The following is a 17,791-nucleotide window of genomic DNA, read 5'->3' as shown; positions in this document are numbered from 1 at the left end:
TGAGTACTGAATGTCCGCATTCGCTGTTCTAGCAGGATGCCGGATGGCGCGGAACGACGCTCGTCACGTGTCCGCGCTGCTCCCCGAGATCGTCGACGTCCTGGTCCGGCAGCTGCGGGACGGGGCGGCATCTGCTGTGGCGCCCCGAAGCAGTGGCGTGCAGCCGAACGCCGGTCACGCCGGTCGACGCCGGCGGCAAATCGGCGGTCAGTGCGCCGCGCCCGTGCGGTGTGGGCCGTTCGGGGACACCACCGGCCGCGACACGTCCGGACCTTTGATCACTATGCGTCATATGTGCTGCATTGATTGCTGATCGGTTGCGCGTCCGGCAGCCGGACCGGCCCCAGCGTCCGAGAGGAACTCCCATGCGTCTACGCCGTATCACCTGGCCACTGGCAATCGCGGTGGCAGCCGCGCTGCCCTCCGTCGCCCTGGCCTCACCCGCCGCGCCGGCGGCGCCCACCGACCCCGTGGACCCCTTCCAGGTGGTCTGCGCGGGCAGCCTAAGCAGCACCGCGGGCTCGGAGGCGTACGTGTGGAGCGCCACCCCCGGAACGGATCCCACCACGCTCCAGCGCTTCCACTACGCGAGCATCGGCGGTTGCAGCACCGGCCCCAAAACGGCCATCGGCGCCGAGGCGAAGACCGCGACCGAGGCGGTCACGGCCACCTGCGCAACCCCGTATCCCCTCACCGCCACGGAGACCATCACCTACGAGTGGAGCACCGGCCAGAAGTCCACCATCGCCTTCGACAGGGTGCTCAGCAGCGACGCGGTCTACCGCAACGGGCGCGCCATCAAGCAGGAGAGCAGGGGCACCGTCATCGACGGCGCCGGCAAGGGCAGGACCGCGGAGCGCCTGACCTACTTCACCCGCATCGCGGCCAAGACCTGCGGCGCCAAGGGCAGGTTCCAGCACCACGGGGACGTGGCGAGCTTCCGTATCAAGTGACCCCGTGGCCGGTCTCCGCCGATGCGCAGGGCGCTGACGACAGAGACAGCGGCCGGCATCGGCGCCGGTCGCCGTGAACGCCACCAGGTGCCGTCCGGCTCCCGCCGGCAGGCGGGATCGCCCGTGCCGCGGCGCAACACCCGCGGCGTGCGGGGGCGGGCCGTAGGGGGCGGGTCGTAGGGGGCGGGCGGCGCCCGGGTGCGGCAGGCCATGCCTGCCAGGTCGGGCCGTTCGCCCCCAGGCGCTGGTTGCCGTACACGGGAATACCCCCGGCCCGCTTGAGGAGACAGCGGTCCGGCCGGTGAAGAGCCGGCGCTGGTGCCGTGCGACGAGGTACGCACGGCACCGGACGCGGCCGAACGGATCCTCCGGGTCTACGACAGCGCCTCCGCCGCGGTGGCCGGGTGGCCGGGTGGCCCGTGGAACGGCTCTGCTCGGACGGGGTGACCGATCCGCACGCCCGCTCCTCCCGAGATCGTCTTTGCCCGTCCGTCGGTCCGGCGCCCGCCGCGGGCTGCCGCACTCCGCCGGACGGCCGTGTCCCGTGCCGGTCACCGGGTGATCCACCGGGCGGCGAGATCGGCGTTCGCCAGGTTCGTCTCGATGGCGTTGGTGTAGAAGTGCACGCCGTTGGTCAGGGGGCCGAGGAACAGCACGCGGTCGTTGTGCCGTCCGTCGGCACCGCGTACCCGCATGCTGGTGGGGTCGACATCGATGCCGCCCAGGGGGTGCGGGCTCAGCAGTCCCTGGTGGAGGCAGTCCTTGACCAGGTCGGATTCCAGGGTCCAGGCGGAGGTGCCGGGGCCAGAGGCGTTGACGAGATACGTGGGGTGGTGCACGGCGGTGCCGCTGTGCGTGCGGCGCAGCACGTCGAAGCCGCCGTCGGTCGCCGGCCGGATGTCGTAGGTGCCGCGCAGCGTTCGCAGGCGCCCGCTGCTGAGGAGGTCGGCCAGGAAACGGGCGTTGGGCACGGGCATGGGGTGCCGCAGCACGGCCCACCGGCCCATGTGGGCGCGCAGGAAGCGGGCCTTGTCGGCGAACCGGGCCCTGCGCCAGATGTCGGGCGCCAGCGGTGAGGTGGCGTCGAGCACCTCGTACCAGTGCGGGCGCGGTTGCCGGGCGCGCGCGAGATCGGCCAGCAGGGTCGGCACGACGTCTCCGCGGTCGGCGCTGAGCAGATCGTGCACCTCGTCCCGGCCCACCCGGTCGGTGAGTTCGTCGCGCAGGAGGCCCGCGAAGCGGGCGAGCGGCACGTCCTCGCCCAGGGCGTGCACGGCGCGCGCCGTGAGCAGGTAGGGCGTGTGCGGACGCAGGCGGCTGGGCTGGACGGCGGGCCAGCCCCTGCGGCGGGCGAAGGCGTAGAGCGGGCCGCGGTGTCCGGCGGCGCGCAGCGACAGGAGCGCGTCCACGGCGGTCAGTCCGGTCCCGATGACTCCGACGGCGGCGTCCTCGGGAACCGCGTCGGGGAAGCCGTCGACCCAGGGGCTCGGGGCGTAGTGCGGATGGCCCAGCAGATACCGGTAGGAGGTGGGGGGCAGGTCGCCGACGCACAGGACCGCGTGGGTGCAGGCGGGGACTGCCGGGCCCGGTCCCTCGGTGTCGACCTGGACGCCGGTGGGGGCGGGAGCGAGCCGGACGGCTTCACGGCGGTGGTACTCGACCCGCGCTCCGCTGCCGGCGGTGGCCGTGAGGGCGTCGGTGAGGCAACGGGCGAGGTAGGCGCCGTAGACGCGGCGTGGGACGTAACTGGCCGCCAGGGCTTCCGCGTCCGGATGGTCGGTCGCGGTCGCAGGCGGGGCCGAGGCCGGCGGATCGTCGGCGAGCAGGCCGGGAAGGGCGCGCAGGAAGTGGTCCGGGTCCCCGGGGTACAGACTCATGGTCTTGGCCTGCATGTTGAGGATGTGATCGCGCAGCGGTGTGCCGTAGGCGACGCCGAGGCCCGGGCGTTCCGCGCGGTCGATGAGGTGGATGGTGAGGGTGCCGCGGGAGCGGGCGCGGTGGTGTTGCAGGAGCCGCAGGGTCGTCATGATCCCTGACGCGCCCGCTCCGACGACGGCGATGCTCAGATGGGTGGGGGTGCTCATGCCGTGGGGGTCCTCGTCAGCCTGTGGTGCGGTGGGCCCGCAGGAGTGCGGCGGCGGCCCGTTCTACGTCGTCCCGGTCGGTCGCCCAGTTGATGAGGCACAGGCGCAGCACGGTGCGGTCCTGCCAGGTGCTGGGCGAGGCCCAGGTCTCGCCCTCGGCCTGGAGGGCGAGGGCGACGCGCAGGGTGCGGGCGTCGACGGCGTCGGCGTCCGCGTCCGCGTCGGACGGCGCGAAGGTGACGATGACCTGATTGAGTGAGACGTCGTTGACGACGGTGATCCCGGGTTCGGCCCGTAGTCGGGCGGCCAGCAGCCGGGCGTGGGCGCAGCAGCGGTCGACGAGTTCGGCCACGCCCTGGGCGCCGAGGGTGCGCAGCGCGGCCCAGAGCGGGAAGACGCGGGAGCGACGCGAGACTTCGAGCCCCCACTCGACGGGGTGGCGCTGGTCGGGCTGGAGTTGGAGGTAGGAGGCGTCCAGGGGCAGTGCGGCGCGGTGTGCCGTCGGGTCGGCGATGAGGGCGACGGCACCGTCGTAGGGGGTGTTGAGCCATTTGTGGGCGTCAGTGGCCCATGAGTCGCACAGTTCGACGCCGTCGGCGACGTTGCTGCGCAGGGTGGGCGAGGCCGCTGCCCACAGTCCGAACGCGCCGTCGAGATGCACCCAGCCGTCGGCGGCGTGCGTGGTCTCGCAGACGGTGCGCAGGTGGTCGATGCCTCCCGTGTTGATCTCTCCCGCCTGGGCGCAGACGATCAACGGGTGTCCGTCGGCGGCGCGGACGGCGGCGTCGAGCGCGGCGGGCAGCATCCGGGCCTCGGCGTCGACCGGGACGCGCTCGACGGCGCCGCCCAGGCCGAGGAATTCCAGGGACCTGACGACCGCGGCGTGCGCCGTGGCATTGATCAGTACGCGCACGGGCGGCGCTCCGTCGAGTCCGCTGGCGGCGACGTCCCAGCCGTGGCGGGCGAGGACTGTGTGTCGTGCGACGGCGAGGCAGAGGAGTTCCGCGTGGGTGCAGGCCGGTACGAACGCGGCGGAGGTCGCCGCGGGCAGGCCGAACAGGTCGACCAGCCAGGCCCGGCAGATGTCCTCGACCACGGCGGTGGCCGGCGAGATGTCGTGCACGATGCAGTTCTGGTCCCAGGCCGAGGTGAGCCAGTCCGCGGCGAGGGCGACCGGGAGGGTGCCGCCGACGACATAGCCGAGGTACCTGCCGTTCCCGCTGGGCACGAGCCCGCGTTCGACGCCTCGCGTCAACTGCTCCAGTACGTCGTGGGGTTGTTGCCCCTCGGCAGGGAGCGGGCCGCCGAGCAGCGCGTGCAGTTCCTCGTCGCCCGCGAGGGCGTGTACCGGGCGCTCGGGGAGACCGTCGAGGTAGCGGACGGCGTGGGCGTGCGCCGTGTCGAGCAGGTCACGGTAGCCGGCGGGCGAAGGCGTGCCGGGGCCGTGCAGGGGGGTGGGGGGCATGGGACCTCTCCTGAGGGCGGGTCGTGCGTGGGGGGGGGCGTGCGGGGAGCACGTTCGGTGAACGGTCCGGCATGGGCCGGAGGGTGGGGCGGGGAGCGGTTGGTGACCGGGGTGATCAGTGGTTCCCGGCCGTCTCCTTGACCATGAGTGCGGCGGTCTTCTGTGGCAGCGGGACGGTGGCGTGCCGGGTGAACCCGGCCTTCTCGAAGGCACGCAGAGCCATGGCGTTGGTGGCGTTCGGCTCGGCGAGGACGCGGCGCTCGGGCGGGCCCTCGCGGAGCAGGGCGTCGGAGACGGCGGCCAGCAGCGCGGGACCGTGCCCGTGGCCCCGGGCCTCGGGGTTGGCCAGCGCGATGTGCAGACCGACGTCCTCGGGGCGTGCCCCGATGTGGCGGGAGAGCGGGTCGTCGGCCACGCGGTAGATCTCCAGGTAGCCGAGGGTGCTGTTCCGGTGGGACACGAAACAGGGCCAGGACACGCCCAGGGCGAGCTGCCTGCGCAGCTCCTGCCGCCAGACCTGCGTGGGCCAGGCGCGGCCCCAGGCGTGGGCGATGTGCGGGGAGTTCATCCACTGGGCGAGAGTGTGGGCGTCGGCGGCGCCCGCGTCGGAGACCCGCAGCGCCCATGGGGCTTCCAGACCGGGTACGAGGGACGGAAGTGCGGCGGTTTCGGCGGGTACGGGACCGCCCGCGCCGTGTACGTGGTTGTCCTCGGTGAGCATGACCATGTGCGGGGTGTGGGTCCTCGCCTCCTCCTCGCCCAGCCGGATGTAGGAGGTGAGCACGATCTCGGCGCCGCGCGAGGCGAGCCGGGCGGCGGCACCGAGACCCACGACGGCGCCCGAGCCCGCCGGTGCGGGCAGTACATAGGTCTCCAGTTGCCGGCCGTCGGTCACATTGGTGAGCACGACGCGCTCCCCGACCCGTAGGTCGGCCGCGTCGAGCACCTCCGAGTCGACCTGGACCGCGTCGACGAACGTCTTTTCGGAGGCGGTGACGGTGGCACGGTGGATGAGGGAATGAATGTATTCGCGAGACACGCGGAACCTTCCTTACTCTGCCGGAATTCCCGCCCACACGAAAGGTGGACGGGAAATGAGTGAGGGGACCGGACCTTATTTCCCTGCTCCAACGAATCACCGGGGAATCCCGGACAGAAACTCAGAGATCCGCACACGTCCAGAAAAGACCGCCACAGCCAGGGCATATGCCTCAGCGTTCACCATCACCGAGAACTCTCACCCCGCGCACCCCACTGACGACGCCGCCCCGCTGCCTCCTCACCCGGAGAATCCGGCAGAGCAGCAATTATTGGCCACTCCTCTCCCGAGTCTCCTGATTCCGGGACGCGCAATGCCAGATCACGCCATGAGTGTCGAAACGAACCGGCCATATCGAATGGTTTGCGCGACGCGACCGTGGACACCGGCAGAGCGCTAGACCTCCGCGACATCCACGATCAGGTCACCGAAACCACCCCACAACCCGCCTCCCACCGGGCCGTCGCCACCTGGCATCAGGCGACCGCCCACGACCCGTCTCAGCGCGCGGGCGAGTAGGGCGTGGTGGCGGGGCGGCGCTCACCGTGGGCGTGCTCCCGTCGAGGCCGCCTGGTCGTCCACGGGTTCCGAGTCCGACCACGAACAGCACCCAGGCTCGCGACATCGCTGTGAACCGTGGCCACCGAGGATCCGGCGGCCGGGCCGGAGACGCCTTCGGCCCCGGCGCCGGCCCACGAGAGGAGGGCGGCGCCGGGGCCGGGAGCGGACACCCTGGACGCGGGGGTCAGTCAGGTGACCGGATGACGCGGGCGACGGCGACGCGGGTACCGGGCACGGCTCCGTGCAGGTGTCCGGCGGTGCCGCGGTCGCCGGGGCCGGTCATCTCGCGTGTCCGGCGGTTCCGGACCGTCGCTCTCAGGACCACTTCTCCGCGCGGACGAAGGAGCCCTGACGGCCATCGAGGCGGACCTTCAACGCGTGGCGGGTGTTGTTGACCGTGCCCCTGGCGATGATGTGGCCGTTGGGATTGCACCGCTTCCAGCCGCTGTCCGCGACCTTGCGCAGGTGGCCGCCGCCCAGATCCTCGAAGATGCGTACCTTCATCGAGGCACGCGTGTTGTAGCAGCGCAGGACCGCGCGCGTCGCCCTGCTCGGCGACTTGTAGGCCCCGGACTTCCAGTTGCCGTCACTCTGCGCGGGGACCCAGGAGTTGCCCCAGATCGTGTGCCAGCCGGCTCGTGCCGCGACGCCGGCTCCGGGGGCGGCCGTCGCGGGATGCGCCACGGCCAAGCCGGAGCCGAGTACCAGCGCAACGGCCGACAGTGTGAGGGACTGCTTGAAACTCATGGTCGAGGTTCCTTCCAGGTCGGACAAGTGACGGCACTGCGGTGCAGCGCCACGTCGGTCCGGCGATCGGCCCGACGACGACCAGTCCAGCCGTCCGCACCGTTGTTCAGCAGGCCCCCTCCGCCACACCGAACAAACACCAAGTGCCTGTTGGGAGGCCGGGGCAAGCCCTTGCCGGTGTCCGCGGCGACTTCCTAACGTGGCCACGACACGGATGGCGGGGCGCGAGGGGGCCGGTGCGATGGGACGTCGTGAAGCACCGCTGGATCCGGCCGAGGGGCCGGTACAGCGGTTCGCGGACGAGTTGCGCAAGCTGCGGCGCGAGACGGGCGGGCTGACCTATCGGGAGATGGCCCGCCGGGCCCATTACTCGGTGACCTCGCTGTCGCAGGCCGCGGCCGGGGAGCAGATGCCGTCACTGGCGGTCTCCCTGGCCTATGTGGCGGCCTGCGGCGGCGATGTGGCGGAGTGGGAGGGGCGGTGGCGCGAAGCGACCGAGGAGGCAGTGGTCCGCGACCGCGAGGAGGGCAGTGGCCAGGAGTCGCCGTATCAAGGGCTGGCCCGGTTCGAACCCGGAGACCACGAACGGTTCTTCGGCCGCGGCACGCTCGTGGAGCAGATACGCGAACTGGTGCTGACGCACAGCTTCGTCGCCGTTTTCGGCCCGTCCGGCAGCGGCAAGTCCTCGCTGCTGCGGGCCGGGCTGATCCCCGCGCTGCGCACTGAGGGCGCCTCACTGGCCGAGATCCGGGTCGTCACCCCGGGGGAGCATCCGCTGCGCACTCATCGGAAGGCACTGAGACCGAAGGATGTCGGCGGCGACACCGTCCTGGTGGTGGACCAGTTCGAGGAGGTCTTCACGCTGTGCCAGGACACACAGGAGCGCACCGGGTTCATCGAGGCCCTGCTCGCCGCCCGCCAGGCGGACAGCAGGCTGCGCGTCGTGATCGCTGTGCGCGCCGATTTCTACGGCCGCTGCGCCGAGCACCGCGAATTCGCCGACGCGTTGCAGGAGGCCAGTCTGCTGGTGGGGCCGATGAATCGCGCCGAGTTGCGCGAGGTGATCGTCCGACCGGCGCAGACGGCGGGGCTGATCGTCGAACGTGAACTGACCGCCCGCCTCGTGGAGGCCGTGGACGGCGAGGCCGGCGGGTTACCGCTGCTGTCCCACGCCCTGCGCGAGACCTGGCGCCGTCGCCGGGGCCGTGCGCTGACGATGGAGGCGTACGAGGCAGCGGGCGGCGTCCACGGCGCCATCGCGAAGACCGCCGAGGAGGTCTATGCGGCACTGTCGGCCGAGGACGCGGAGCTGGCCCGGCTGGTGCTCCTGCGGTTGATCACCCCCGGCGAGGGCTCCCCGGACACCCGCCGCCCCGTCGACCGTACGGAGCTGGACTTCGCCCCGGCGAAGCGGGTGACCGCGGTCCTCGACCGTCTGGCCCGGGCGCGTCTGCTCACCCTCGACGACAACACGGTCGACCTCGCCCACGAGGCCCTCATCACGTCCTGGCCCCGGCTCAACGGCTGGGTCGAGGAGAGCCGGGACCGCCTGCGCACCCATCGCCGTCTGACCGAGGCGGCCGGCGCCTGGGAGGCCCTGGCCCGCGATCCGGGGGCCCTCTACCGGGGCACGCGGCTGGTCACGGCGGACGAACACCTCGCCGACCAGCCGCTCACCTCCGTGGAGCACGCCTTCCTGAGTGCCGGCCGCACCACGCGCAGACGGGAGCTGCGGCGCCGCCATACCTTGCTGACCACCATCGCCACTCTCGTCGCCCTCGCTCTCGTGGCGGGCGTCACCGCCTGGCAGCAGTCCCGCACCAGCGACCGTCTCCACCGGGAGTCCGAGGCACGCCGGATCGCGGCGATGGCCGACAGCATGCGCGCTGCCGACCCGGTCACCGCGGCCCGGCTGAGCATCGCGTCCTGGCGACTCGCCCATACCGTGGAGACCCGCTCGGCCGTGCTGTCCGCGCTCAACCGCCATGAACGGGACGTCTTCACCGTCCCCGAACGCGACGACCGGCTCGCCGTCCGCCGTCTCACCGGCGACGGACGGACCCTGGTGTCGGCCACCCGCGACCACGTCCGCGTCTGGGACCTGCGCACTCACCGACTCATCCACACCTATCCGGGGCCCGGTCGTCTGTTGTCCGGCTCCTACCAGGACCTGATCGGCCCGGACGGCCGGACCTTGGTGCTGGGCGGCGAAAACGCCGTGACGTTGTGGGACATCCGCGCCGGACGGCCGACGGGACACCTGCGCGCGGAGATGGCCGACGACTTCAGCGGGGACGGACACAGTCTCATGGTCCGGGCCGGGCGCGGAATACAGGTCTGGGACGTACCGAGGCACCGGCTGCGGCTGCGTGTCCCGACGGGGGACGAGGGGGAGATGGCGTCGAGCGCCGTCATCAGCGGGGACGGGCGCAGGCTGGCGACCTGCGGCACCCGTCAGCCGTTGCGGATCTGGGACGTCTCCCGCCGTGCCCCCCTGCCGCTGCCCTGGACGGCCGGGTACAGCCGGAAGTTCTGCTCGCGGCCCGGGCTCGCCCTGTCGCGGGACGGCACCGCCATCGCGCTCGGGTCATCCACCGAGGTCCTTGTCCGGGACGTCGCCTCGGGGCGTGCCCTCGCCCGGCTGCACACGGAGGGGGTGGCCGACCTGAGGTTCAGCCGGGACGGCGAGTTCGTCACCGCGATCGACGAGGAAGGCCAGGTCCTTGTGTCACGCCTCGCGTCACCCGATGCCGCCCCCGTGTTCCGCCACACCCTGGTGAACGAGACGGCCGACCAGTACGCGGTGGACTTCACCTCGGGCGAGATCCGCTACCTCGACGGCTCGGGTACCGCCGTCCGGTCCCTGGCACTGGGCCCGGCGACCGGGCCCGGCTGGCGCCGGCAGACCGTGAACGACGCCCTGCTGTCGCGGGACGGTCGGACGTCGGCCGTCCTGAGCGCCCCGGCGGACGGCAGAGGCGACAAGGGTGTCCACCTGTGGGACACCCGGGCCGGCAAGGCCTTTGTGACCCTGCCGGACAAGCCGTGTCCCGTCGAGGCGGCCGACCCGGACGCAGCGGCCGACCTGCCTCTGGACCTGCGTGCCGACAAGGAGACGGGCAGGGTCGACGGCGAGGACCTGCAAGCGGCGTCGGTGCGCATGGACTGCCTCGACAGGATGGCGATGAGTGCCGACGGCCGCACCTTCGCGTACGCCCGGAGCGACGCTCTCCCGGCCCCCTCCGGACAGCCCATCACCATGTGGGACGCGTCGACACACCGCAGGCACGCGACCATCACTGTCCGACCCGACCGGGACGGACCGGCTGCCGTCGACGGATTGGCACTGAGCCCCGACGGCCGCACGCTGTACGTCTCCTGGAGCACCATGACACGGCAGGTCCTGGAGGTCTGGGACGTACCGCGCAGGACACGTCTTCGGACCCTGGACGACATTTCCGCACAGGGCATGGCCGTACGCGACGACCAGCGACTGCTCGTCACCGGGCAGGACCAAGTGATCGACCTGCGTACCGGAACGACGCGTTACCGCGCACTCGGCGACGCCATCGCTGATGTACTGGCCTTCAGCCCGGACGGGGCGCACTTCGCGGCGGGCGACGCTCGGGGACACGTCACGGTGTGGGACGGCGGTGTGCGCGATCGCGTGGGTGTGGCCGGTACGGGACCCGGCGAGTCCGTCACCGCACTCGTCTTCTCGCCGGACGGCGCCACGCTGGCGGTGGCCGGCAGCGGGGGCACCGTCCAGCTCTGGGACGTGGCCTCCAGCCGACCCCTCGGCTCCGCCTTCCCGACCCCCGGTGATCTGCCCCTCGCTATCGCCTTCGACCGGGACGGCACCACGCTGTACGCAGCCGGCTCGCACGTCCGGTTCCAGGCGTACGGCATCGCTCCAGCACACGTGGCCCGCCAGGTTTGTGACCGTATCGGCTCCGGGCTCTCCCCCACGGAATGGGAGGCGTACCTCCCCGACATCCCGTACCGCAAGACCTGCTGATCCTGCGCGCCCCGGCGCTCGCGGTGCGGACGTCGCTCGGGTCACCGGCAACCGGTCGGGGCGGACCCGGCGTGGGTCAGGCAGGATCCACGCCCCCGCCACGCTACGTGCGCCTCCCGACCAGGCCGCGCTTCCTGGCCTCCGCTTCGGCTTCCTTCCCGCCGCAGATTCCTCCGCTTCCTCCGCCTCGATCACGCGGTATACCCCGCCTCGACACGGTCGCGGGCGGTTGGTCCTCAGCGCGGGCTGCGGGAGCGTCACTCAGGCGTCCGGCGCCGAGCGGCTCCGCACCGGTGTCGTTCGGGATCAGGTCGGTGACCCGGCGGGCGAGGCCGTCTCCTCGCAGGGGATCTCGAAGTCGTGGCGCAGGTGGCCGACTCCGACAGCGTCGGGAGGTAGGTGCACCCCGTGACGGGCGTTGGTCCCGAGCTGGACCTGTCCGACTGCCCGGCAGCCGGCCCTGGCGGGCGCGGCCGGCTCTCCAGGCGACGCGGGGTCAAGCGGCGGGGCGGTGCGCGGCGGCTGCTCGTCGGTTCAGGGCCGGGGTGTCAGGTTTCCGCCCAAGCCGCCGGTCCGGGAATCAACTCGTCGGCCTCCGCCGTAGCCGTCGCCTCCACGTGCCGCTGCACCGTCATGACCTCCTCCGGCGGGACGAACCGGTAGCCGGCATTGCGTACGGTGCCGATCAGCGACTCGTCCTCGGGGCCGAGCTTGGCGCGCAGCCGGCGTACGTGGACGTCGACGGTCCGGGCGCCGCCGAAGTAGTCGTAGCCCCACACCTCCTGGAGCAGCTGGGCGCGGGTGAAGACCCGGCCCGGGTGCTGCGCGAGGTATTTCAGGAGCTCGAACTCCTTGAAGGTGAGCTCGAGGACGCGGCCCTTGAGCTTGGCGCTGTACGTCGCCTCGTCCACCGACAGGTCGCCGTTGCGGATCTCCACCGGGCCGCCCTGACCGAGCGGCGGGGCATCTGGCGCAATAGCGGCGATCGCGGACACCGGGCGGGGGGAGTCCGATGCCGAAGAATCACTGGCCCCGTCATCCGGCTTTCGAATCGACAGGCTCGACATGAACTGCTCGTAACGCCCGGCCGCCTCGGCCTGGTCGGACCACTGTTCGTCAATCGCCTGGGCTGCTGCCTCCAGACGCCTGCTGATGCTCATGCGTCTGCTCCTTCCTGCGTCTCGTCTCCGAGCATCTCCTTGAGTGTCCGACGGGCCTGGTGGACATGTGCGCGGACGGTGGCGGGCGCGGCACCCATGATCTGTGCGATCTCTTTGTAGGGAAGTCCGAACTGCTCACGCAGCGCCACCGCTTCCTGCTGACGGCGAGGCAGCTTTCGGATCGCGGCGAGAATGTCGAGACGCTGATCGCTGGCAGCAATCGGATCCGGGAGCCCCAACTGGGCATGCAGTGTTTCGGCATCGGTGGGCACGCCGTTGCGACGGCGCGCCGCACGGGCGTCCTGGAGCCTCTGGCCAGCTACTTTGAACAGCCAGCCGCGCGGTTGGTCCATTCGGCTCACACGGCCCCAGTAGGTATAGGCGCTGACCATGGTCATCTGCGCAGCGTCGTCCAGAACGCTCAACTCGGCCTCTAGCCAGACCAGATACCGGCGAACCATTGGCCAGTACTCCCGGAAGAACTCCTCAAAACCCGGCGGGCCGTGCCCAACCGTTCGGTCCGCATGCCGATCGCCATGAAGTGGGATCGGGTCCAGAGCAGTCACCGGCCGCCGTCCACATCCGCCGGGCCCTTGGTCGCCAGTGCCACTTCGTAGGTGCGGCGGCGGCCACGCTCATCCACCTCGTGCATGCGCCCGCCGTCGGGCAGACGTTCCAGCACCTCCACTGCGGTCGCCCTGCGCTCCCTCTCCGACGCCGCGGTCGCGCGCCCCTTCGCCAGTTCCAGCAGAACATCCCACAGGCCGGGGTGACCCCGACGGCTCGGCAATCTCATCGCCAGCCCTACGAGCAGCACCAGACCGGATCCGACCATCGTGGCAGCTCCGCCGTACATCTCAAGCCCCTTTTCGCCATGAACTGTTCGTCCGGGCTGCCCAGTGCGTCCTGTGCTCCGCCCTCATCACACATAAGGGCCGCGGGCCTCAAAACGTGTAGTGCGGACGACCGCAGGGGTGGCCGATGGCCGAACCGAACGAGACCGGACCGGTCCGTCCCGGCGAACTCGGCCTCAGCCGCCAGTCGCCCCGGCAGGACGACATCACTCACATGAAGATCACTATTGCTGAGTGGTTCGTCGCGAGCGTGTCCACCGAGTGGGTGGAGACCTTCTGGGGCGACCTCGAACCGGGGCCGCCGTCCATGGTCGTGATGAACGTGTCCAGGGCATCGGCCCATGCGCGCAACTGGCACTGGTGGTGTCGTACGAGTTCGTCGACGCCCGCGGGGCCGCCCGACGCACAGACCGCCCGCAGCTCCTCCCACTGCAAGCAGCTCTCCCGCAGCGCGTGTCGCTGGTCGGCGTAGGCGGCGAACGCCGACCGCGCATCCTTCGGCGCCCGCGCCGTCTTCCACCAGGTGAGGGACAACTCGCTCTCCGTCGTCACCCGGGAGACCGCCCCGGCGTGAACCCCGCCCCGCGCGACCGCCCGGACCACGTCCACGTCCCCGGAGCGCACTCCCGGCGGCGCCCCTGTCAGTGGACGACGGGCGCCGCCGCACCCGGGGACTCCGGGACGCCGAGGCGCCGGGCGTCCCGCTCCGGGCGCATGAACAGGGCCGCCAGCAGGCCGGTGACCAGCAGCAGGGCCGCCGTGCAGAGCCAGCCGTTCTCGTAGCCGGCCGTGGCCGTCGCCGCGCTGTCCACGATCCGGCCGAGCACCAGGGGCGAGACGATGCCACCGAGCGCGAAGATCGCCACCAGCGCGCCCAGCACGATGCCGCGCTGCGCGGGCGGCGTGATGCGCGCGATGGCCGTCTGTGCGGCAGTGATCATGACCAGGGCGAGCGCCATCGGGCCGAACATCATCGGAATCTTGATCCACGGCGTGTCGACGGTGGCGAACACGGTGACCGCCCCGGCCGAGGCCACCAGGAGCAGTCCGGCGCCCGCACCCGCCGGCAGCCCGCCGCCGCCGCGCCGGGCCCTCCTGCGGGCCAGCAGTCCGTGGGTCAGCAGGACCACGCCGTTGGCGACGGCGCCCCCGCCGACCGCGGCGGACGCCTGGTCGAGGTTCCAGCCCTCCACCGTCCGCAGATAGTCCGGCAGCCAGGTGAGTTTGGCGCTCATCACCCAGTAGCCGCCGAACGCGCCCAGGGCCGCGGTGACGAACGTGCCGGACAGGAAGACGGCCCGCAGCGGTACCTCCGCCGCCCCCGAACCCCCCGCGGCACGCGCGTCGCGGCCCACCGGTGGGGCCAGCGGCCCCTCCGTGCCCCTGACCCGCCACACCGCCGCCCACAGCAGGCCCGCGAGTCCGGCCGCGCCGAACGCCCAGCGCCAGCCGAAGTGGGAGATCACCGCGCCCAGGGTGGGCGCCGCCACCGCAACCCCCGCCGCCGCGCCCACCATCAGCACGGCCGTCGGCAGCGTACGGTCGCGCTGCTCGAACCAGCCGTGGACGTGGTGGACGGAGACCGGCGCCGAGGGGCCCTCGGCGAGGCCGAGCAGCACGCGGGTGGCGATCAGCGTTCCGAAGCCCGCCGCGCCCCACAGCATCGGCAACTGGGCGGCGGCCCACAGCAGGCCCATCACCAGGAGCAGCACCGAGGTGCGCACCCGCCGGGTCAGGAACGACACGCTCAGCGCGGAGAGCGAGAAGAGCCCGAAGAACGCGGCCTGGGCCGCGCCGAACTCCTGGCGGGTGAGCCCGAACTCCCGCATGATCTCCGGGCCGGCCAGCCCGAGGACGGCCTTGTCCGCGAAGTTCACCAGCATGAAGCCCAGCAGGAGCCAGGTCGTCGCCCATGCCGTGCGACCGCCGGCCGGCGCGGCTGTATGACCTGTGCCGCGCGTCGTCGCGGTCACCGCGCCCACGGTCACCCGCCCTGCGGTGCGGCGTCGTCGGCGGCGTCGGCGTCGGCGTCGGCGTCGGGCTGGCCGCAGCCGCAGCCGTCGTCGTCGACGACGCCCACGCTGATGGCTCCCGCGGCCCGTCGACGTCCTTCGTCGCTGCGGGTCAGCTCGGTGGCGACGTCGGTGCCCTCGGCGACGGCGGCGGATTCCGCGGCGGCCCAGTGGAAGACTCCGCGCGCCATCGTCGACGTCTCCCGCTCGGCCCGGCGGGTGAAGACCTCGGCCCGGATCCGGGCCACGTCGCGATCGGCCGGCGCGGCCAGTGCGGCGGTCTCGGCCAGGTGCGCCGCCAGCCGCAGCTCGCCGCGGGCGAGCAACCGCCCGGCCCGGTCCGCGAGGGCCCGTGCGCCGCCCGCGGCCTCGGCGAGTTCGGCGGCCAGTGCGGCCTCGGGGGCCGGCTTCAGATGGGCGGGGTTCTGGTCGTACCAGCCGCCCCACAGCCGCCACAGGTTGCGGACGACGAATTCCGGCTCGTCGTAGGCGGGGTGGAGGTACGGCTTCTCCAGCAGTCCGGCCGGGACCTTCACCCCGTGCAGCACCTCGTCGAGACGCGCGCCCGCGTTCATCAGGTCCCGGGTCTGGTCGCACAGGGATTCGAGGAGCGTCGCCGTGTCGCCGAGCGCCTGCCGGATGCGGTCGGCGCCGAGGATCGGCACGCCGTGTCCGGGGAGCAGGACCTCGGCGCCGAGGTCCTGCATGGCCCGCAGTGCCGCCGCCCACTCCACGGGGTAGCGCTGCACCTTCTGCGGGTTTCCGGCGTTGGGCGAGTTCCAGATGAACAGGTCACCGGTGCACAGCGTCCTCAGCTCCGGGATCCACACATAGGTGTGGTCGTCCGTCTCACCGCGGGCGTGCACCAGCTCGAAGGTCAGCTCTCCCCTGCGCAGGGTCAGCCGGTCGCGGTAGGTGGTGTCGGGATAGCGGTATTGCGTCGGCCAGTTCAGGGTGGGCACGCCGAACTGGCGGCGGTTGATCCAGGTGTTGTAGCCGGCCGTGTCCCGGTAGCGGTCGAAGCGGGCCACGACCGCTTCGTGGGCGACGACCTCCGGGCGCGTGGTGCCGCTGTCGGCGGCCTCCCGATCGAAGGGGTCCACACCGAAGACGTGGTCCACATGACCGTGGGTGTACACCACGGCGCTCACCGGGACCCGGGTACGGCCGCGCACCGCCTCGTGCAGCTGGGCCGCCGTGCGGAAGTCCCCCGAGTCGACCAGCACCAGACCGTCGCCGGTGTCGAACACCGACACGTTCGCGAAGGCCGGGAAGAATCCGGTCCGCTCGGCGACCCGGACGAGTCCGCCGCCGGCGAATTTCCCCGTGAAGTGGGCGAGCAGGGACTCCTCCCCGGACCAGACCCGGTCCGCGTACTCCATGTAACCGCTGGAACTGTGTTCCGTCATAACGTCCGGCTCCTTGTACGTCATCGCTGGGCCACGGCCCACGCACCCCGTGCGGCCCTCTGATGTCTGTAGAGTCTGCGTCCGGGCCGTGGCGGGGGACATCCGCCGCCTTCACAGTCGTCGACCTTCTGCGTTATGACGCGTCACATTGCCCCGGGAGGAACACCGGTGCCGAGTACTCCACCGCCCGCACCCCACGGCGGGCGGTCCGCGCTCTCGCCGACGGCGCGGGCCATCGCCGCCCGGTGCGAGGGCCGGGTCAACGAACTCGCCCGCCACATGGCCCGTGAGTCGTTCGAGCGGCTGCCCGGGTACCGCGAACTCCCCACCGACGTGAAGGACGTGGAGGTCGCCGCGACGGTCCGGCACGGGCTGCGCCTGTTCCTGCAACGCGTGCGCGACGGCGGGGACGGCTCCGGGGACTACCGGCTCTTCCGGGAACGCGCCGCCCAGCGCGCCGACGAGAGAATGCCGCTGCACACCCTGCTGCGCAGCCACTCCACGGGCGTCCACGTCCTCTGGCAGGCCCTGCGGGACGAGACCGGGGCCGGGGAGGAGGGCGCACTCCTGGAACTCGTCGACCTCCTGCTGCGCGGGCAGGAGGCCGTCATCGGCGCCGTGGCCGAGAGCTACCTCGACGAGCGGGCCGTGCTCCTCGCCGAGCACCGCGAACACCACCGGTCACTGGTACGGGGGTTGCTGGACGGCTCACTTCCTCCCGCGCGGGCCTTCGAGGAGCTGGGCCTCGAAGGCCCCACCCTCGTCGTCCACCTGCACACGCCGGACGCGCCGGGCGGCGGGGCGTCGGCCGTGACGGAGCGCCGCCGGGTGCGCCGTGTGCAGGCCGTCCTGGACCGCACCTTCGAGGCGGGGGCCGCGTCGCTGCTCGGCGCCGACGGCGGACAGGTGATCGTCCCCCGGGGGACGGAGGACCCCGGCGGCGCACGGTCCTGCGAGGAGCTGGCCGTGCGGCTCCGGCAGGTCTGCGGGGACGGTGTCCGGGTGGCCGCGCTCACCGCCGCCACCGCCCCGGAGGTGCCGGCCGCGGCCCGCACCGCCGCCCGCATCGTCCAGGTCGCCCGGGCCTGCGGCCACCCCGCCGGCCTGCACCGCATGGAGGACGTCCTGCTGGAGTACCACCTCTCCCGCCAGGACGAGAGCAGCGACCGCATCGCCGCCCTGCTCGATCCGATCGGCGACCGGCCCGAACTCGTGGAGACCCTGCGCGTCCACATCGAACTCCGGCACGACCGGCGCGGCACCGCGCACCGGCTCGGTCTGCACCCCAACACCGTGGACAACCGGCTGGCGCGGATCGCCGAGCTCACCGGCCTCGACATCGCCTCCCCGCGGGGCAACGCCCTCGCCCTGGCCGCCCTGCTGCTGCGTGGCGACGCACCCCGCTGACCGCCGCCGGTCCGGGGTGCCGACCGGGTGCGGCCGGAGGGGGCCGCGCCCCCCATTCCTATACCGGCATAGTTAGACCGTT

Annotated in this window: 13 protein-coding genes; 3 read left to right on the top strand and 10 right to left on the bottom strand. The window is 72.2% G+C overall.

The features are described from left to right. Positions 1–365: 365 nt before the first annotated feature. Complete coding sequence (locus ACIP5K_RS15005; protein ID WP_401409490.1) at positions 366–953, top strand: hypothetical protein; 588 nt, start codon at positions 366–368, stop codon at positions 951–953. A gap of 551 nt (positions 954–1,504) precedes the next feature. On the opposite strand, the gene ACIP5K_RS15000 is transcribed toward ACIP5K_RS15005, so the two are convergent. The 4 genes from ACIP5K_RS15000 to ACIP5K_RS14985 all read right to left on the bottom strand — a co-directional run bounded on the left by ACIP5K_RS15000 (position 1,505) and on the right by ACIP5K_RS14985 (position 6,849). Then, positions 1,505–3,037 (bottom strand): FAD/NAD(P)-binding protein, encoded by a 1,533-nt coding sequence (locus ACIP5K_RS15000; RefSeq protein ID WP_401409488.1) that lies wholly within the window; start codon positions 3,035–3,037, stop codon positions 1,505–1,507. A 16-nt stretch (positions 3,038–3,053) separates the two neighbouring features. Beyond that, positions 3,054–4,502, bottom strand: a complete 1,449-nt coding sequence (locus ACIP5K_RS14995) for a pyridoxal phosphate-dependent decarboxylase family protein (RefSeq protein WP_401409486.1) — start codon at positions 4,500–4,502, stop codon at positions 3,054–3,056. A 115-nt stretch (positions 4,503–4,617) separates the two neighbouring features. Further along, positions 4,618–5,541, bottom strand: a complete 924-nt coding sequence (locus ACIP5K_RS14990) for an aspartate 1-decarboxylase (RefSeq protein WP_401409484.1) — start codon at positions 5,539–5,541, stop codon at positions 4,618–4,620. Between the two features lie 876 nt (positions 5,542–6,417). Then, positions 6,418–6,849 carry a hypothetical protein gene (locus ACIP5K_RS14985; RefSeq protein ID WP_401409483.1) on the bottom strand — a complete coding sequence of 144 codons (432 nt, stop codon included), beginning with the start codon at positions 6,847–6,849 and terminating at the stop codon, positions 6,418–6,420. 241 nt (positions 6,850–7,090) lie between these two features. Here ACIP5K_RS14985 and ACIP5K_RS14980 point away from each other — a divergent pair, with 241 nt between their 5' ends. Then, entirely contained in the window at positions 7,091–10,867 is a 3,777-nt protein-coding gene (locus ACIP5K_RS14980) for a helix-turn-helix domain-containing protein (protein WP_401409481.1), read from the top strand. Positions 10,868–11,415: 548 nt separating this feature from the next. On the opposite strand, the gene ACIP5K_RS14975 is transcribed toward ACIP5K_RS14980, so the two are convergent. From ACIP5K_RS14975 to ACIP5K_RS14950, 6 genes are all read right to left on the bottom strand, one after another. Further along, the gene (locus ACIP5K_RS14975; RefSeq protein ID WP_401409479.1) at positions 11,416–12,027 is read right to left on the bottom strand and encodes a winged helix-turn-helix domain-containing protein; all 612 of its coding nucleotides are present in this window, start codon (positions 12,025–12,027) and stop codon (positions 11,416–11,418) included. Then, complete coding sequence (locus tag ACIP5K_RS14970) at positions 12,024–12,593, bottom strand: RNA polymerase sigma factor (protein WP_401409477.1); 570 nt, start codon at positions 12,591–12,593, stop codon at positions 12,024–12,026. The genes ACIP5K_RS14975 and ACIP5K_RS14970 overlap by 4 nt, the downstream gene beginning before the upstream one ends. Then, the gene (locus tag ACIP5K_RS14965) at positions 12,590–12,883 is read right to left on the bottom strand and encodes a hypothetical protein (protein ID WP_401409475.1); all 294 of its coding nucleotides are present in this window, start codon (positions 12,881–12,883) and stop codon (positions 12,590–12,592) included. Before ACIP5K_RS14965 ends, ACIP5K_RS14970 begins: the two co-directional genes overlap by 4 nt. A gap of 208 nt (positions 12,884–13,091) precedes the next feature. Next, positions 13,092–13,433 carry a hypothetical protein gene (locus ACIP5K_RS14960; RefSeq protein ID WP_401409473.1) on the bottom strand — a complete coding sequence of 114 codons (342 nt, stop codon included), beginning with the start codon at positions 13,431–13,433 and terminating at the stop codon, positions 13,092–13,094. An 89-nt stretch (positions 13,434–13,522) separates the two neighbouring features. After that, positions 13,523–14,854 (bottom strand): MFS transporter, encoded by a 1,332-nt coding sequence (locus ACIP5K_RS14955; protein ID WP_401409471.1) that lies wholly within the window; start codon positions 14,852–14,854, stop codon positions 13,523–13,525. Positions 14,855–14,865: 11 nt separating this feature from the next. Next, positions 14,866–16,302: an alkyl sulfatase dimerization domain-containing protein gene (locus ACIP5K_RS14950; protein ID WP_401409469.1), complete on the bottom strand. Its 1,437-nt coding sequence runs from the start codon at positions 16,300–16,302 to the stop codon at positions 14,866–14,868. A gap of 168 nt (positions 16,303–16,470) precedes the next feature. Here ACIP5K_RS14950 and ACIP5K_RS14945 point away from each other — a divergent pair, with 168 nt between their 5' ends. After that, positions 16,471–17,709: a PucR family transcriptional regulator gene (locus ACIP5K_RS14945; RefSeq protein WP_401409467.1), complete on the top strand. Its 1,239-nt coding sequence runs from the start codon at positions 16,471–16,473 to the stop codon at positions 17,707–17,709. The last annotated feature ends 82 nt before the right edge of the window (positions 17,710–17,791 follow it).

It is taken from the genome of Streptomyces sp. NPDC088785 (genome assembly GCF_044750685.1).
Lineage (GTDB): Bacteria > Actinomycetota > Actinomycetes > Streptomycetales > Streptomycetaceae > Streptomyces.
This window is presented reverse-complemented; position numbering and strand designations above follow the sequence as displayed.

Coding starts and splice junctions, on each gene's coding strand:
- ACIP5K_RS14965 (WP_401409475.1), bottom strand. CDS start 12,883: ATGTACGGCGGAGCTGCCACGATGGTCGGATCCGGTCTGGTGCTGCTC.
- ACIP5K_RS14950 (WP_401409469.1), bottom strand. CDS start 16,302: ATGACGGAACACAGTTCCAGCGGTTACATGGAGTACGCGGACCGGGTC.
- ACIP5K_RS14980 (WP_401409481.1), top strand. CDS start 7,091: ATGGGACGTCGTGAAGCACCGCTGGATCCGGCCGAGGGGCCGGTACAG.
- ACIP5K_RS14995 (WP_401409486.1), bottom strand. CDS start 4,502: ATGCCCCCCACCCCCCTGCACGGCCCCGGCACGCCTTCGCCCGCCGGC.
- ACIP5K_RS15000 (WP_401409488.1), bottom strand. CDS start 3,037: ATGAGCACCCCCACCCATCTGAGCATCGCCGTCGTCGGAGCGGGCGCG.
- ACIP5K_RS14985 (WP_401409483.1), bottom strand. CDS start 6,849: ATGAGTTTCAAGCAGTCCCTCACACTGTCGGCCGTTGCGCTGGTACTC.
- ACIP5K_RS15005 (WP_401409490.1), top strand. CDS start 366: ATGCGTCTACGCCGTATCACCTGGCCACTGGCAATCGCGGTGGCAGCC.
- ACIP5K_RS14975 (WP_401409479.1), bottom strand. CDS start 12,027: ATGAGCATCAGCAGGCGTCTGGAGGCAGCAGCCCAGGCGATTGACGAA.